The organism is Carbonatibacter coralli (assembly GCF_039592655.1).
Classification (GTDB): Bacteria; Pseudomonadota; Alphaproteobacteria; order Kiloniellales; family Kiloniellaceae; genus Carbonatibacter; species Carbonatibacter coralli.
Genome location: NZ_JBBUTJ010000005.1, coordinates 93972 through 110481, shown reverse-complemented (window position 1 = coordinate 110481; position 16510 = coordinate 93972). Strand labels below are relative to the sequence as shown.

The 16510-nt window shown below is 55.3% G+C and carries 13 protein-coding genes and 2 tRNA genes; 8 read left to right on the top strand and 7 right to left on the bottom strand.

Going from position 1 to position 16510, the window contains the following annotated elements; translation table 11 throughout:
* Positions 1-199 precede the first annotated feature (199 nt).
* Positions 200-2509, top strand: coding sequence for a methyl-accepting chemotaxis protein (locus tag AAAH10_RS12385; RefSeq protein WP_343563993.1), 2310 nt, complete (start codon positions 200-202; stop codon positions 2507-2509).
* A gap of 90 nt (positions 2510-2599) precedes the next feature.
* Here the strand turns inward: AAAH10_RS12385 and hutC are convergent, their stop codons facing one another.
* Positions 2600-3304, bottom strand: a complete 705-nt coding sequence (hutC, locus tag AAAH10_RS12380; protein ID WP_343563990.1) for a histidine utilization transcriptional repressor HutC — start codon at positions 3302-3304, stop codon at positions 2600-2602.
* 212 nt (positions 3305-3516) lie between these two features.
* On the opposite strand from hutC, the gene hutI reads away from it, so the two are divergent.
* The 4 genes from hutI to hutG all read left to right on the top strand — a co-directional run bounded on the left by hutI (position 3517) and on the right by hutG (position 8977).
* A complete protein-coding gene (gene hutI, locus AAAH10_RS12375; RefSeq protein ID WP_343564299.1) occupies positions 3517-4689 on the top strand; it encodes an imidazolonepropionase in 1173 nt (390 codons plus the stop codon).
* A gap of 1 nt (position 4690) precedes the next feature.
* Positions 4691-6232 (top strand): histidine ammonia-lyase, encoded by a 1542-nt coding sequence (gene hutH / locus AAAH10_RS12370; protein WP_343563988.1) that lies wholly within the window; start codon positions 4691-4693, stop codon positions 6230-6232.
* A gap of 18 nt (positions 6233-6250) precedes the next feature.
* A complete protein-coding gene (hutU, locus tag AAAH10_RS12365) occupies positions 6251-7918 on the top strand; it encodes a urocanate hydratase (protein WP_343563986.1) in 1668 nt (555 codons plus the stop codon).
* Positions 7919-8011: 93 nt separating this feature from the next.
* Positions 8012-8977, top strand: coding sequence for a formimidoylglutamase (gene hutG, locus AAAH10_RS12360; protein WP_343563984.1), 966 nt, complete (start codon positions 8012-8014; stop codon positions 8975-8977).
* Position 8978: 1 nt separating this feature from the next.
* On the opposite strand, the gene AAAH10_RS12355 is transcribed toward hutG, so the two are convergent.
* A complete protein-coding gene (locus AAAH10_RS12355; protein WP_343563982.1) occupies positions 8979-9449 on the bottom strand; it encodes an Lrp/AsnC family transcriptional regulator in 471 nt (156 codons plus the stop codon).
* A 117-nt stretch (positions 9450-9566) separates the two neighbouring features.
* Here AAAH10_RS12355 and AAAH10_RS12350 point away from each other — a divergent pair, with 117 nt between their 5' ends.
* The gene (locus AAAH10_RS12350) at positions 9567-10364 is read left to right on the top strand and encodes a phenylalanine 4-monooxygenase (protein WP_343563980.1); all 798 of its coding nucleotides are present in this window, start codon (positions 9567-9569) and stop codon (positions 10362-10364) included.
* 10 nt (positions 10365-10374) lie between these two features.
* On the opposite strand, the gene betI is transcribed toward AAAH10_RS12350, so the two are convergent.
* Positions 10375-11151, bottom strand: a complete 777-nt coding sequence (betI, locus tag AAAH10_RS12345; protein ID WP_343563978.1) for a transcriptional regulator BetI — start codon at positions 11149-11151, stop codon at positions 10375-10377.
* Between the two features lie 32 nt (positions 11152-11183).
* On the opposite strand from betI, the gene AAAH10_RS12340 reads away from it, so the two are divergent.
* Complete coding sequence (locus tag AAAH10_RS12340) at positions 11184-12614, top strand: amidase (RefSeq protein WP_343563976.1); 1431 nt, start codon at positions 11184-11186, stop codon at positions 12612-12614.
* 81 nt (positions 12615-12695) lie between these two features.
* Here AAAH10_RS12340 and choX read toward each other — a convergent pair whose 3' ends face one another.
* The 4 genes from choX to AAAH10_RS12320 all read right to left on the bottom strand — a co-directional run bounded on the left by choX (position 12696) and on the right by AAAH10_RS12320 (position 16245).
* Positions 12696-13676: a choline ABC transporter substrate-binding protein gene (gene choX, locus AAAH10_RS12335; protein ID WP_343563974.1), complete on the bottom strand. Its 981-nt coding sequence runs from the start codon at positions 13674-13676 to the stop codon at positions 12696-12698.
* A gap of 280 nt (positions 13677-13956) precedes the next feature.
* The gene (locus AAAH10_RS12330) at positions 13957-15357 is read right to left on the bottom strand and encodes a PepSY-associated TM helix domain-containing protein (RefSeq protein ID WP_343563972.1); all 1401 of its coding nucleotides are present in this window, start codon (positions 15355-15357) and stop codon (positions 13957-13959) included.
* A 208-nt stretch (positions 15358-15565) separates the two neighbouring features.
* Positions 15566-15925, bottom strand: a complete 360-nt coding sequence (locus tag AAAH10_RS12325) for a hypothetical protein (protein ID WP_343563970.1) — start codon at positions 15923-15925, stop codon at positions 15566-15568.
* A 243-nt stretch (positions 15926-16168) separates the two neighbouring features.
* Positions 16169-16245 (bottom strand) — tRNA-Arg (locus tag AAAH10_RS12320).
* A gap of 157 nt (positions 16246-16402) precedes the next feature.
* Here AAAH10_RS12320 and AAAH10_RS12315 point away from each other — a divergent pair.
* Positions 16403-16479: transfer RNA gene (locus AAAH10_RS12315), tRNA-Arg, on the top strand.
* Positions 16480-16510 lie beyond the last annotated feature (31 nt).

Sequence of the window (16510 nt, the reverse complement as noted above, 5' to 3'; positions counted from 1 at the left end):
TCCTGTACTGCTCCGGAGATGACCATCGCGAGGATTTTAAAGAAAAATTCACTCTTGCACGTGAAAATTCAGAAAAAAGAACGAATCACAGGCTGGAGGCTTCGCTGTGTTTTCCCAATTGTCCCGTCTGAAGCAGATAAAAAATCTATCTATTAAGGCCCGTATCTTTGCAGGCTTTGGATTAATTCTACTTCTGATCTTGCTCGAAGGTGGTTTCAGTGTCCTGACCACCAAAACCATTGTCGATGACGTCAAGGACAGTGACAAGGCCACTGTTCTCATCTCCGAACTGCAGGGGCTTTCCGTTTCAACGGGCGATCTTCTCAGAAGCGGGGCACCCGAAGATCTGCAGCGCAATCTGGAACAGCTCGCCAAAGTCAAAAGCGGTGTCGAGGACCTTGTGTCCGGCTCAACCGAAGACGAGGCGCTTGATCTCATTGCAACGGTTGAAGCCGCTTCAAACAGCTATGCCTCGAATCTTCAGGAACGCAACAAGCGAAGCAACGCGGTTCTGGATGATGTCGCCCGCCTCAATGTTCTGGTTCAGGAAACAGCCGACAAAATCCAGAAGGATCTTTCTGACGCGGATCGCGTGCTGAACGAGGAAAGCCGCAAGCTGGCCATGGCACAGACCGTTGTCACCAAGGCAAAGGACCTTGTCATCCTCGCCCAGCAGCTGGAGCTGGCCATGCTTCAGTACGAGCTGAAGCAGACAAAAAACAACAACAAAAAGCTTGTGAAGGCCAATGAGAATCTCAAGGCCGGTCTGGGGGACATCTGGAGTCTTCCGCTGGATGATCTGACCGTCACCATTGTGACAGGCCTCAATCCGATCATGGAAAACATCAACAAGCGTATCACCAAGCTTCTGGGCTTCGAACCTGTCGACGGGAAACTGCCCCCCAAGGCAAAATCGGAAATGCTGCAGGCGAAAATCACCTCCAAGAAAATCAGCAAGATTGTAACCAATATCCTCAAGCAGCAGGAAAAGATCATCAACGAGGCGGAACAAACGGTCCGCAAGAACGAAAAGCTTCGCAACAGTCTTGGCCGCATCTATCAGTCGACTGTCGCGGTTCAGTCCGTGATCATCCGGTTGAGCAGCAACTTCTTCTCCTACCTCAGCAGGCCAACACAGCAGGAAGCCGATGCCATCATGCAGGCGCTGAACACACTTCAGCAAACCTCCCTGCTGCTGCCCAAGAAACTGGCCGATGAACTGAATCCGGTTGTTGCCGCTTTCCGTGACAACCAGTCCGCCTTCCAGACCATTCTGGCAAGCTCGGAAGAAGAGCGTCTCAACATGGTCGCGTCCTCTGCCCAGTTGACCTCCATGGTCAGCTCCATTGGCCGCGAAAGCGTGCAGGGTGTGATCTCTTCCGGTGAGACAGCCGCCAACATTATTCTGGTCGTAACCGTTATTGTCATCGCCTTCGCCGTTCTGCTCTTCATCTATGCCGGCAACCTTCTGCGGACCCTGACCGGCGGCATCAGCCGCCTGGCCCGTGGTGACCTGGACACAGACGGGGAAAGCAAGGATCTCAACCGCAGTGACGAACTCGGTGAACTGGCCCGCGCCGTCAAATCCTTTGCAGACAAGGAAGAAGAACGCCGCGTTATGGCTGCCAAGTCCGAAGCCGAGCAGGCTGATCGCATTGCCCGGGCAACCAAGGTTGAATCCCTGATTGCCGGCTTCCGCGAGACAGCACAAGGCCTTCTGGGGCAGGTCTCCCAGGAAATGGACACCATGCAGAAAACGGCAACCCAGATGTCTTCCCTGGCAACCGAAGCAAGCCAGCAGACCACTTCTGCAGCCTCTGCCAGTAACGAGGCATCGGCCTCGGTGCAGGCCGTGGCAGCCGCAACAGAAGAACTGTCTGCGTCCATTTCCGAAATTTCCCGCCAGGTCGGGCAAACGACAAAAGTCGTGGATGCCACTTCCGGAACCACCCGGGACACCAGCGAAAAGATCGGCAAACTTGCCGAAGCCGCCCAGAAAATCGGCGATGTTGTAAACCTGATTCAGGATATTGCCGAGCAGACGAACCTGCTTGCCCTCAATGCAACGATCGAGGCCGCCCGCGCCGGTGAGTACGGCAAGGGCTTTGCCGTGGTTGCCTCCGAAGTCAAATCCCTCGCGAGCCAGACCGGAAAGGCCACCGAGGAGATTGCCGGGCAGATTGCTGAAATCCAGGGCTCGACAACAGAAGCCGTAAGGGCAATCCAGTCTATTGTTGAGGGAATGGAACAGGTCAATCAGGCAACAACCGCTATTGCCGCCTCGGTCGAGGAACAGGGCAATGCGACAGCCGAAATTTCCGCCAACGTCAACAGGGCTTCGGAAGGAACACAAACAGCTTCCTCCAGTATGGGCACCGTCTCGAACTCTGTCGAGCAGACCTCCCAGGCCTCTGACGAGGTGCAGAAATCATCCCGTCAGGTCTCGGCCGAGGCCGAACGCCTGCGCCAGACCGTCGACGGCTTCCTGACCGAAGTCACAAACGCCTGACCGGGAAAACCGGAACCCAGAAGAAAGGCAGGGGAGCATCCGGCTTCCCTGCCTTTTTCGCGTGATGCCCCAGCTGTGATACCCCCGCGTTCAGCTTCTGGAGAAAAGCTTGAAGCTGTCACCCGGATGGCAGAGCTTTACAGTTGTGATCGTGTCATCCCCCAGCCAGGTTCGCCGCTCGATCACAAAAAGCGGTGCTCCTGAAGCAATGCCCAGAAGTTCTGCTGTCTGCTCATCCGCAAGCTGTGCAGAAAAGACATGCTCTGCTTCTGCAAAGGGCACCGCTTCAATGAGCCACTCATTGGGGTTGATCGTCTCGAAGTCCTGCTCCCTGATCCCGGGAACACAGGCCGGATTGATCCATCTGTCCTCGAACTGGTAGGGGTGTTCATCGGAAAAATGCAGACACCTGATGTGCAGGGCCGGTTCACCCTTTTTCAGGGAAAGTTTCGCACGCATACCCTCTGGCGGTACCACCTCTTCCCTGTCCAGAATCACATAACGGTAGCTTGCCCCCCGCGCCTCGATTTCCCTGCGCAGAACAGAAATCGAAATCTTTGCAGAACGGTCAGGGCGGGACGCAACCCGCGTTCCCGCTTTCCTCCTGCGTTCAACGATCCCCTTGTCAGCAAGTTCCCGAATGGCGCGATTCACTGTCATGCGGGAGCAACCGTATTCCACAGCCAGAGCTTCCTCGCCGGGAATCGTTTCCCCCGGCTGCCAGTGGCGGGACTTGATCTTGTCGAGCAGGTCATCGTGAATTTTCTGGAAGGAAGACTGGCGGGGCTGGCTCACAAACAGATCTCTTCAGGCTAAACAGTTGAAACACAAGCATTTCGCAACAGAGGCGCCGCGAAGTGCTCCATTCTGCAACAAAGGCCGGGACAGGCCAATTGATTTTACATTTGACTTTTATGTATAGACATAATTAGCATATGATCATACATAGATCAAGAAAGGGTCCTCCGGTGAGCCGCCGCCTCTACACAAACGCACAGATCGCAACCATGGCCGAAAACAGCTCCGTTCCTTACGGATTGCTTGGCGAAGCGGCAATTGCCACGCACGAGGGCCGGATCGAATGGATCGGAAAGACAGACGAGGTCCCATCGGAAATTCGCGAAAAGGCCGAACTGGAAGATCTGGGGAACAAACTGGTCACCCCCGGCCTGATCGACTGCCACACGCATCTGGTCCACGGCGGAAACCGCGCCCGCGAATTCGAAATGCGTCTGGAAGGTGCAAGCTACGAAGAGGTTGCTCGCGCTGGCGGGGGCATCCTCTCGACAGTCCGGCACACCCGCTCCCGAAGCGAGGAAGAGCTGGTTCTCTCCGCACTTCCAAGACTTGATCACCTGATTTCCGAGGGCGTGACAACTGTTGAAATCAAATCCGGTTATGGCCTGACAATCGGGGACGAGCTGAAGATGCTGCGTGCGGCGCGTCAGCTTGAAAGACTCAGGAAGGTCAGAATCAAAACCTCCTATCTGGGTGCCCATGCCATTCCCGCCGAATACAGCAACAAAGCTGATGACTACATTTCGGAAGTCTGCCTCCCGGCTCTGGAGCAGGCTGCTGCAGAAGGCCTCGTGGATGCTGTTGACGCCTTTTGCGAAGGCATTGCCTTTTCACCGGATCAGGTCAAACGGGTCTTTGAATGTGCGCGCGAACTTGGACTGCCAGTAAAGATTCATGCTGAACAGCTCTCGGACCTCAAGGGCACTGTTCTCGCCTCCTCCTTCAACGCACTTTCCGCGGATCATCTTGAGTATCTCCAGGCCGATGGTGTCCAAGCCATGAAGGAAAGCGGGATGGTGGCCGTCCTGCTTCCCGGTGCGTTCTATACGCTCCGGGAAAAACAGCTCCCGCCTGTTGAGGAACTTCGGGCAACCGGCGTGCCCATGGCTCTGGCAACAGATTGCAATCCCGGTTCCTCTCCCCTGACCTCACTGCTCCTGACCCTGAACATGGCCTGTACCCTTTTCCGTTTCACACCGGAAGAAGCCCTGAGCGGCATCACCCGACACGCTGCCGACGCTCTCGGACTGGGCGAAACAGAAGGAACGCTGGAAACCGGCAAGACGGCCAACCTCGCCATCTGGGATGTCGAACACCCCAGCGAACTGGCGTACCGCATTGGTTTTAACCCCCTGATCAAACGTGTCTATGGAGACGCATGACATGACACTGACCCTCACCCCCGGCCAAACCTCTCTCCGGGATCTCGATACAATTCTCCACAAAAAAGCTGCCGTCAGAGTTGACTGCTCTTTCAGGGAGGCCGTCGAGAAAAGTGCTGCACTGATCGAAGCCGCTGCCAACGGAGAAAAAGCCGTCTATGGCGTCAACACCGGTTTTGGCAAACTCGCACACATCAAGATTCCGCCCGAAGACACCGCTGCGCTGCAACGCAACCTGATCCTCTCCCACTGCTGTGGCGTTGGCGAACCGCTCGACGAGGGAACCGTACGGCTGATCATGGCATTGAAGCTCCTCTCTCTCGGACGCGGAGCATCCGGTGTGCGCTGGGTTCTGATTGAGCAGCTTGAAAAGATGTCAGAGCAGGGCGTTATTCCCGTCATCCCCGAACAGGGCTCGGTTGGAGCTTCCGGTGATCTGGCACCACTGGCTCACATGGCCGCAGTGATGATGGGTGAAGGAGAAGCCTTTTATCAGGGGCAGCGCATGAGTGGTGCGCAGGCGCTTGAAAAGGCAGGACTGGAGAAGGTCATCCTCGGCCCCAAGGAAGGGCTTGCGCTCATCAACGGCACCCAGACCTCTACTGCACTCGCCCTGTCCGGCCTGTTCAGGGCATGGAACTGTGCCCGTTCCGCACTGGTCACAGGTGCGCTTTCCACCGATGCTGCGATGGGGTCTTCCGCCCCCTTCCATCCCGACATCCACAGCCTGCGTGGACATCGCGGACAGATCGAGGCCGGAGCCACCCTGCGCGAGCTGATGAACGGTTCGGAAATCCGCGACACACACCGTGAAAATGACACCCGCGTGCAGGACCCCTATTGCATTCGCTGCCAGCCCCAGGTGATGGGTGCAGTTCTCGATCTGCTGCGCCACGCTGCAACAACGCTGGAAATCGAAGCCAATGCCGTCACGGACAATCCACTGACTCTCAGTGACGGACGCATCGTTTCCGGTGGCAACTTCCATGCCGAACCCGTTGCCTTTGCTGCGGACCAGATTGCCATTGCCGTTTCCGAAATCGGGTCCATTGCCCAGCGCCGCATTGCCCTTCTGGTCGACCCGGCTCTCAGCTTTGGTCTGCCCGCCTTCCTCTCACCGGAACCCGGTCTCAATTCAGGCCTGATGATCGCGGAGGTCACCTCGGCAGCCCTCATGTCCGAAAACAAGCAGATGTCCCACCCGGCCTCGGTTGATTCAACGCCGACCTCCGCCAGCCAGGAAGATCACGTGTCCATGGCCTGCCATGGTGCACGCCGCCTGTTCCGCATGACAGGAAATCTGGAGCGCATTCTGGGCATTGAAGCCCTGACAGCCGCACAGGGTGTTGAATTCAGGGCTCCCCTGAAAACCAGCACACACCTGCAAGCCGCCATCGACGCAATCCGGACAGAAATCCCGGCCCTCCGGGAAGACCGCTACATGGCTCCCGAACTGGAAACCGCCGGAACCCTCATCGGCAGTGGCACCCTGTTGTCAGCCGTTTCACCGGAATTCCTGCCACATCTGGACGCAAAAGCCTAACCCTCTGGAGCAAGACACATGAGCAATCCCCGCCACAACATCCGCGAAGTCCGCGCCCCGAAGGGGACGGAAATCTCCACCAAATCCTGGCTGACTGAAGCGCCGCTGCGCATGATGATGAACAACCTCGATCCGGCCGTTGCTGAAAACCCCAATGAACTGGTGGTTTATGGCGGCATTGGTCGCTGTGCACGAACATGGAGTGACTTCGACAAAATTGCAGACGAACTGCGCAAGCTTGAGGCAGACCAGACACTGCTGGTTCAGTCCGGAAAGCCTGTTGGCGTGTTCAGAACACATCCGGATGCCCCCCGCGTTCTGATCGCAAACTCCAACCTCGTCCCGCACTGGGCGAACTGGGATCATTTCAACAAGCTCGATCAGGCCGGCCTGATGATGTATGGCCAGATGACAGCAGGCTCCTGGATCTACATCGGTTCGCAGGGCATTGTTCAGGGCACCTACGAGACCTTTGTCGAGGCGGGGCGCCAGCATTACGACGGCAACCTGAAAGGCAAATGGATCCTCACTGGCGGCCTTGGCGGAATGGGCGGCGCACAGCCTCTGGCAGCCGTGATGGCCGGTGCCTGCTGCCTGGCTGTCGAATGCAACCCTGACAGCATCGATTTCCGCCTGCGCACCCGCTATGTAGATGAAAAAACCGACAGTCTGGATGAGGCACTGGCCCTGATCGACAAATGGACCGCTGCCGGCGAGGCAAAATCCGTTGCCCTGCTGGGCAATGCAGCCGACATCTATCCGGAGCTGGTCAAACGCGGCATCAAACCTGATCTGGTGACAGACCAGACCTCCGCACACGATCCGATCAATGGGTACCTGCCGCAGGGCTGGACCATGGCGGAGTGGCTGGAGCGCCGGAGCAGCGATCCGAAACGCGTTGAAAAGGAAGCCCGTGCTTCCATGCGTGTTCAGGTTGAAGCCATGGTTGCCTTTTCAAAAATGGACATTCCGACAGTCGACTACGGCAACAACATTCGCCAGATGGCATTCGAGGAAGGGCTGGAAAACGCCTTTGATTTCCCCGGCTTTGTCCCGGCCTACATTCGTCCGCTCTTCTGTCGCGGTGTCGGCCCCTTCCGCTGGGCCGCACTGTCCGGCGATCCGGAAGACATCCGCAAGACCGACGCAAAGGTCAGGGAACTGCTGCCTGACAACAAGCACCTGCACAACTGGCTCGACATGGCCGCCGAGCGCATCGAGTTTCAGGGCCTTCCAGCACGCATCTGCTGGGTCGGACTGGGGGATCGCCACCGTCTGGGACTGGCCTTCAACGAGATGGTCAAAAACGGCGAGCTTTCCGCGCCTGTCGTCATCGGACGGGATCACCTTGATTCAGGATCAGTTGCCTCCCCGAACCGCGAGACAGAGTCCATGAAAGACGGCTCCGATGCCGTTTCCGACTGGCCCCTGCTCAACGCCCTGCTCAATACCGCATCCGGAGCCACATGGGTCAGCCTGCATCACGGCGGCGGCGTCGGCATGGGCTTCTCCCAACACTCCGGTGTTGTAATCTGTTGCGATGGAACAGACGAAGCCTCCAAACGCATCGAACGCGTTCTCTGGAATGACCCTGCAACCGGTGTGATGCGCCATGCCGATGCGGGATACGAGATCGCAAAGGACTGCGCCCGCGAGCACGAGCTGAACCTCCCGGCCATTCTCTAGGCCATCATTCCGGAATACAGCAGGACAGAGGCCCGATGATCCTTCAGGATAACCGGGCCTCCCTTCCTCCAACCGACAGGACCACGCCTTACCATGCCCTCTGCTTTCCACTGGACAGGACGACAGGACCCCGAAGATGGCGATCTGGCCAAACGCTGGCATCAGATCATCACCCAGACCCCTGTTGAAGGAACAGTTGCCTCACTGATCGGCTTTGCCTGTGATCTGGGTGTGGAACGCAACAAGGGCAGGGTCGGCGCGGCCAAAGGCCCTGAAGCCATCCGTAAAGCCCTCTGTAATCTTGCCTGGCATGACGAAAGCGGAACGGTTTGTGACAGTGGGGACATCCCTGTTGACCGGGCCCGCCAGACGAGCCTTGAAGCAGCCCAAAAGGCTCTGGGAGACAGGATCAGCACAATGCTCAGCCAGACCCCGCGCGTGATTGTGCTGGGTGGAGGACATGAAACCGCAGCCGGGTCCGTCAGGGGCTTGCTGGAACACCTCAGAACTGAGCCGGAAAGCAGGATTGGCATCATCAATCTCGATGCACACTTCGATCTGCGCAAACCCGGTGTCGAGGGAATTTCCTCCGGCACGCCCTTCTATCAGGCCCGGGAAATGTTGCAGGAAAAGGGACAGGATCTGCGCTATCTCTGCCTTGGCATCTCCGAAACAGGCAACACAAAAGCCCTCTTCAAGCGCTGTGAGGACTGGGGCTTCCGCTATCTGCCGGATCACGCAGTGCGCCCGCACCTGCTGGACAGTGTCTTTGCCGAAATCGACAGTTTTCTGCAGGACTGTGATTATCTCTATCTGACACTTGATCTGGATGTTCTGCCCCACTGGCAGATGCCTGCCGTCAGCGCCCCCTCAGCCCATGGCGTCCCGCTGGAGGTGCTCGAGGACATCATTCGCTATCTTGGGACCAGAGATGTAAAATGGCTGCTGTCCGATCTCGTCGAATTCAATCCGGAATATGACACGGACAACCGGGGGGCCAGGGTTGCCGCCCGCCTGTGCCACACAATTCTGCAGGCCATGAAGGCAAAAGCTCCCTAGTTCAGGATTTTGGCAGTGGCAGCTTTGAATGGTTCTTGATCTGACGCAGGATAAAGTTGGTGGAAGAGCCCCGGATCAACCCTGTCGCCAGGAGATCCCGCATCATAAAGCGCTCCAGATCCTCGGGATCTTCCGCAACAACCTTCAACATGAAATCGGAATTTCCGGTAATGGTGGCGCAATCAACAATATTCGGCTGGTGCTCGACAAAATTCAGAAACCTGTCGATTGATTCAGCGCTGTGGTCAATGAGCGACACCCTGACATAGGCACTTGCGTTCAGCCCAATGGACCTGGCATCCAGCAAGGCAACACGCCCCCTGATCACCCCGATCTCTTCCAGACGTTTCAAACGCCGCCAGCAGGGCGACGTCGACAGCCCGACCCTTTCTGCCAGCTCGGCAACCGAGTATCTGCAGTTTTCCTGCAAAAGAGCGAGGATCTTCCGTTCGAATTCATCAAACTCGGGCAAAAATCACCTGTTTTCTGTCTCTGATGAGGAAATTATACCTCAAAAGCTGTAAAAACCGGAACAGAAAGAAAAGAAAATCCCGAAAGACTGGCATATCCTTTAAATGAGGTGATGCCAATGAAATCGACCAGCTACAACGCAAAGCAACCGGACGCCAACGGCTACATTCACTACAGCCCCGAAGAAGACACAGTCTGGGCCGATCTGATGGAAGCCCAGCTTCCTCCCATTCACGAACATATGTCCCGCCGCTATCTGGAAGGACTGCAAAGACTTGACTTGCCCCGAAACCGCATTCCCCAATGCAGGGAAATCAGCGAAAAGCTTCTGCCCCTGACGGGGTGGCGTGTTGAGCCCGTCCCCGCCCTGATCGGCTTCAAGCAGTTTTTCGGAATGCTGGCCTCCTGCCATTTCCCGGCAGCCAGCTTTATTCGCAGCCGTGAAGACTTCAACTATATCGAAGAGCCGGATATTTTCCATGAAGTGCTGGGCCATACGCCCCTTCTCACACACCCGCAGCTTGCGAACTTCAGCCGCAAGATCGGCGAAGCCGGCCTTCAGGTCCCCAAGGAGGACCACGCCTGGCTGATCAGGCTTTACTGGTTCACAATCGAGTTCGGGCTCATTCGGGAAGACGGAGGAATCAAGGCCCTCGGTTCGGGACTGGCCTCCTCTGTGTCGGAGCTGGAGCACGCCCGCAGTTCCTTGCCCCAACTGCGTCCCTTCGATGTCATGGACATCCTGCGCACATCCTATCGTATCGACATTCCCCAGCCGGTCTATTTTGTCATCAACGATCTGGATGATCTGCTCTCGATCACGGATCGCGATCTTGCCGCAGATATTCGCACAGCACGCACCATGGGTATTTTCCCGCCCCTCTATCCCCCGAAAGACCAGACAGAGGCAGGCTGACGAACGCGCCCTATCCTTCTTCGAAGATAATAGAGCTGATCATCTCCATCTTTTCATATGCCAGCTTTCTTTCCTCTGTCGTCCGGGGGTCATCGGGAAGGATTTTCTCAAGGCCAAAAAGCATTTCCTGTAACGCTTTCGTTCGTGACATCCCATTTGTCTGCAAACCTGCCCGCAACCAAATGCCATCAATCAGTGTCGATATATTGAAGACAACCCGCTCAATCTGATCTTCAACGACGACAGTTCTCAAAGCGCTGTAGAGGTTACTGCGCATTCTTGAATGGATTACCGTCTGGATGCGCTGATACTTTTCGTTGTACGGCACTTCTGCGCACAAACAGATCCATGCATGGCAAAGTTGCTTTTGAAAAACGACAGGGGAAAAGTTTCCCAGAACGATTGCATACAAACGCTCCCAGGGTGACTGACTTCTACGCAACAAATGAGCCACGCCCTCTCCTGTCAGCGCATTCGATTTTCTGAGGACTGTCTCGAAAACAGCATCCTTGTCCTTGAAATAATGCAGCAGAACACCTTTGGAAACGCCAGCTTTCCGGGCAACCCTCTCCAGCGTTGCCCCCCGGATTCCTGTCTCGAACAACACCTCAAAAGCTGCATCGGTTAGCTCCTTGCGCCTGAGCACTTCAATTGATTTACGTCCCAAGGTCAGTCTTTCCAGATTATTGTGTTCAAGAGGTTTTTTGCTGGAGCACGCTACCACGGCGGTTTTAAATTGACCAATGGTAAATTTAAAAAGACAATGGTCAAAAATTCTTGCAGACAAACAGCAAGCCATCCTCCAAAGGTATCATCGGAATGACAAACGAACTTTTTTATATGAGTGCAACAGATGCGCTGGAACACTTCGAGGCAAAGACGCTCTCTCCTGTAGAAATGCTGCAATCGCTTATTGAGCGAATAGAACAGGTCAATCCGGAAATTAATGCGCTTACAGACAGTTATTTCGATGAAGCTCTGGACAAAGCCAGAATGGCTGAAGCCCGATATTGCGGAAAGGGAGAAGCGCCAAGGCCCCTTGAGGGTTTGCCTGTTGCAGTCAAAGATGCCCAACGCGTCAAAGGCAAGAGAACAAGTCACGGATCACTTGTGTTAATGAACAACATTGACAGCTGTTCTGATCCCATGATTGAAAGGCTGGAAGCTGCCGGAGCAATTGTCCATACACGAACAACAACGCCAGAGTTCTGTTTATCAGGCGTTTGCAACACAAAGGCGTGGGGCAACACGCTGAACCCCTTCAACAGGTCATATAGTCCCGGTGGTTCTTCAGGAGGTTCTGCAGCAGCACTCGCGGCTGGTTTCACGCCTCTTGCGACAGGGACAGACATTGGCGGCTCGGTTCGCATTCCCGCAGCAAGCTGCGGTGTTATTGGTTTCAAGCCACCTCACGGACGAAACCCTGATGGTCCACCAGCCAATTTCGACCGCTACAACCACTGTGGCCCAATGACACGCTCGGTCTCAGATGCCGCATTAATGCAAAACATTGTCTCAGGACCTCATCCCCGCGATCACGACTCTCTCAGAGAAAAAATCACTCTTCCTCTTTCTCCTTCATCCATCAAAGACCTTCGCATCGCTTTTTCCCCGGACCTCGGCTATCGAACAATTGACAGGGACGTTCAGCTGAACACCTTAAATGCTCTGGAAACATTCCGTTCTTTGGGAGCGACAGTCAGGGAGGTTGATCTGGGCTGGTCACAACGATGCGACGAGGCCGCCATGCATTGGTACAACGCAATGCATTATGGTCGGCAAACTCTCTGGCATGCTCGGGAAAATGCGTCTTTGATGACCGATTATGCCTTGGCTGCAGCCGAAGCCCTCAACAAGACAACAATGGACGATGTTGCCCGCTCATGGGACATCCAGCATGAGATGTATCAAAGCTTCGGGGCTATTATGGAAGACCATGATGTCTTCGTTTGTCCGACAAATGCCATTCCGGCTGTTTCTGCCCAGCTCGACACTGCTTCAGAAGGATTACAAATCAACGGGCTTGATGTCGACCCGGAATGGGGATGGATTTTAACACATCAGTTCAACATGTTACACTATTGTCCGGTAATTTCTGTACCATCCGGCTTTGCATCAAACGGAGTTCCTACAGCAATACAAATCGTTGGCAAAACCTTTGATGACTGCTCTGTTTTCAAAGCAGCCCTCGCCTACGAAAACGAGATTGGCGGCTGGTTTACCGCCGGCAAGAGAAAACCGGAATTCTGATTGTCTTGAAGGCAATAAAGAAAAGGCCCTTTCACGATGAAAGGGCCTTGCGGAAGTTCCCCGAAACAGGGGCAAAGCGGATCAGTTTTCTGACAGGTAACCTTTCACTGCAGCCAAACCCGGCTGTCCATCTGCGGTCCGGACGTTTTCAAGCCACGCATCAAGGAATTCCGGATTGTTGGCAATACTCTTTCTTGCTGCTTCTTCAGCGGACAGGCCATCGTCGAGCAGATATCCCATTCCTTCACTTTCAAGCTCAACCGTAAAGACAAGATTTTCAAGCAATCTGGCCACATTGGTGCATTCAGACATGTAGCCTTTTCGCACCTGGGTGTGGACAGTCGCGCCCCCGAAGTCTGGTCCGTAATAGTCATCGCCATCTGTCAGATATTCCATCTCGAGATTTGTGTTCATCGGATGGGGAGCCCAGCCCACAAAAACAATCCAGTTTTCCCGACGGGCCGCGCGCTTAACCTGGGACAACATGCCCTGCTCGCTTGACTCAATAACTTCCCAGTCTCCAAGTCCAAAAGCGTTATCCGCTACGATTTGCAACATAATATCGTTACTTCCAGGCTCCATTCCGTACATTTTCTGATCAAACTTCCCGGTGTGTTTGCTCAGATCAGCAATGCTTGTCACACCCGCGTCATGGACATATTTGGGAACAGCGAAAGTGAACTTCGCCCCTTCGAGGTTCGTTTTAACGGTCTCAACAGTGCCGCGTTCTCTGTAATCCTTGTAATAAATCTCCATAGCCGGGTCCCAATAGCCCAGAAAAATATCCAGATCCCTGTTTTCCAGAGATTGATAAATAACAGGCAGTCCCAGCGTATCCGTGTCTGTTTCATATCCAAGGCCTGTTAAAATTTCACTCGCAACGGCTTGCGTGTACGTCAGGTCTGTCCATCCCGGCTCGGCCATACGCACAATCCTGCAACTCTCTTCCTCCGCAAAAGCCGCCAGCGGGAGCCCCGCTGATGAACAGACAAGCGCCAACGCGGCCAGAGTTGTTTTGGATTTATACAGAGCTGGAGATGCACCTTCAAAAAACGAAATCATTTCAAACCTCCCGGATTGATACCTCAGCATTTTTATTTATTTACTAATGGTAAAATTATTTTACCTAGAGTCAATAAATAAAGTATCGTTCTGAAAAACGGGGCATTTGAGACAACAGCAGACACACACCGGATGAATCACAGAAAAACCTGCAAGAGACTGAAACTCTTCAGTAATGTTTCTCCACCAGAAAGGCAAATATTGCCACTTTGCCGCTCCTGCACAGCTCCGATCTGCGCGCAGCCTGAAAAGACCCTGACAGGCTGCGCACAGGGAAAGGTTAGCTCAGAACCCGGCGGAGGGCCGGAACCCTTGAGAGAATCAGAAGGTCCAGTGTCATGACGGCAAGCAACGTCAGTCCGGCAAGCGGAAAGGCCATGGAAACCAGCAATCCGGTCAGAACAGCTCCCTTCCACAGAGGCAGGTCACGCGGCAGGGGTGGAGCCACCAGTCTAAATTGGCGAGCCGGTCGGCGCTTCCACCACAGAACAACGGAACTGATGCAAAGGAACAGCACGGACAGGCAGAAAACCGTGTTCGCCAGCACACTCCAGAGCCCCAGTGTGCCCATGTGAAGTGCAATGCCGACAGCCATCGCCTGCCCTGCAAGAGAGTAATCCTCATAACGGACATCAGCCAGAATACGCCCTGTGTACCGGTCGACATGCATGGTCCGGTCTATTGTCGGGTCCGTGCTGTCCATGCTCATGGAATCACGGCTGAAGGTCCAGACCCCCGTCGCGCCCTGGGGCAGATTCAACTGATAGCGCCCGTCAAAACCGACCCTGCGCGCCAGATTATCCATTGCATCAAGGTCCAGCGGTGTTCCGGGTTCCAGAACAGCATGGCCCGCCAGACTGCCAGAAGCCGGCAAAGGTGTCAGGGCGAGAGCCCAGGGAACCTCCTGCCGTTCGTGGTTCAGGCTGGCATGCGTCTGATCCGACAGGGGCACGCTGTCCCATTTCTCGACCGGGAACTGGCTCCAGGCCTGGACCATCTTTCCACCCCAGACACCGGTCCAGGCCAGCCCGGACAGCAGGAAGAAAACCAGAACAAGCGACAACCAGAGACCGACAGAGGCATGCAGGGCTTTCCAGCCGGAGCGTCCCCGGACAAGAGAAGGGAAAAGGACTGCGCGCCATCCTCCGTTTCTGGGCCACCACATGTAAAGGCCTGTGGCAATCAGAACCATGCCAAGCGAGGCCGCAATCTCCAGCATGCGGTCGCCCGCGACACCGAGCATGAGATCACTGTGAATGGCATCGGCAAAATCATACCAGCCGCTCCGGCGCGGAAAGCTCTCCAGAACCTGTGCTGTAAAGGGATCCACGACAACCATGATCGCGTCCTCACCCTGATCGACCCGGAAGATCGCAGCCAGATCAGCAGATCGGGGCGCAACATACTGCACCAGCTGGCCATCCGGCACAGCAGACAGAGCAGCCTCGGCCTGCTGCGAGACAGGCAGGGCACGCTCCTGCGGAATGACGGGAATGCGCTCTCCGTCCCGGCCATCAAGCCAGGCAATCCAGAGCAGGGCCAGCCCCGTCACAGCAAGGACGGCAAAGAAGGGAACAACAAAAAGGCCCGTGTAGAAATGCCAGCGCCAGGCCGCGACATAGAACCTGCTGGAAGTCGCATCCTGCGCTCCGGCAGTTGAAGTATGGGGTGTCGCCTTCATCGCATCTCCCTCCCTGCAGGCAAGCAGGCATGGTGCAGCGGACTGGCATGAGAAGAAAACGGTGTCGGGAACACACCGGGGTTTGTCGGCAGACAGAGGTCACCGACAGGGGCCATCAGGCCCGGCAGTCGAATCTGTTTCATTGGAATTCTCCGAGGAATTGAGCCGTTCAAAACGGACAATCTGTTTCTGGTCGAAAGAAAAAGACTCAGAGAAAGGGCGGAGCCCTGGGCGCACGGGATGGCTCTAATACATGTCCGGTCCGCGCTGTCGCAACAGGATACCAGATCAGGGAAACAGAGGGGGAAACGGCGGCAACCGGCTCCAAAGCAGGCGGAGGAAGGCAGACAGCCTCTGCCAGTCGACAGGCTTCACACTCCGAAAGGATCAGGGAGCCTTCGGAGTCAAAAGGGCCACAGATATCTGAAAGCGATCCGCCGGATTCAAGATAGTCCAGAAGTTCGGGCGTGAATTCGGGTACAGCCACGCGATGAGCGAAGCCTGACCCCGCCAGCACAGCCGAGAAGACGGCCACCACCAGCCATGACATCACCGTCCGCACAGACACAGCATCGCTCCCCTGCAACCGCGAACAGTCCATCAAACCTGCGTGCCCCCTGAACATATCCCCTGCTTTTTGATGTTTTTCTTTTGACCCTGATCCTAAAGCCTCACATCAAAATGGGCAATGCCCGACCCCCTGCGACTTTTTTGTCCATCCTCACTGGTGTCTTCAAGACACAGAAAACCATACCCCTGACTTTTCCTGTCAGAAACAGTGGAGACAACAAACCGGTTTTCAGGGAAGCAATGGCGCACCCGACAGGATTCGAACCTGTGGCCTTTGCCTTCGGAGGGCAACGCTCTATCCAGCTGAGCTACGGGTGCCTTAAGGGCGCCTGTTTCAGGCGCCGACAATGATGCGGACCATATCCCAAGGCCTGCGGGAGGTAAAGATGCAATTTGGCTTTTGCATTGAAAAGTCCAACTCGCTCTTGATGTCAGGACACGATAGATTATAAAGGCTTAAACAAGACCTTTGTCAGCGCCCGTAGCTCAGCAGGATAGAGCACAGGATTCCTAATCCTGGGGTCGCAGGTTCGAATCCTGCCGGGCGCACCATACTTTTCAGCATCTTATTGTTTCACGATCC

Bases quoted from the DNA above. Each gene is read 5' to 3' on its own strand.
- hutI (WP_343564299.1), top strand. From the start codon at position 3,517: ATGGCCGAAAACAGCTCCGTTCCTTACGGATTGCTTGGCGAAGCGGCA.
- hutH (WP_343563988.1), top strand. From the start codon at position 4,691: ATGACACTGACCCTCACCCCCGGCCAAACCTCTCTCCGGGATCTCGAT.
- hutU (WP_343563986.1), top strand. From the start codon at position 6,251: ATGAGCAATCCCCGCCACAACATCCGCGAAGTCCGCGCCCCGAAGGGG.
- hutG (WP_343563984.1), top strand. From the start codon at position 8,012: ATGCCCTCTGCTTTCCACTGGACAGGACGACAGGACCCCGAAGATGGC.
- AAAH10_RS12350 (WP_343563980.1), top strand. From the start codon at position 9,567: ATGAAATCGACCAGCTACAACGCAAAGCAACCGGACGCCAACGGCTAC.
- AAAH10_RS12340 (WP_343563976.1), top strand. From the start codon at position 11,184: ATGACAAACGAACTTTTTTATATGAGTGCAACAGATGCGCTGGAACAC.
- choX (WP_343563974.1), bottom strand. From the start codon at position 13,676: ATGATTTCGTTTTTTGAAGGTGCATCTCCAGCTCTGTATAAATCCAAA.
- AAAH10_RS12330 (WP_343563972.1), bottom strand. From the start codon at position 15,357: ATGAAGGCGACACCCCATACTTCAACTGCCGGAGCGCAGGATGCGACT.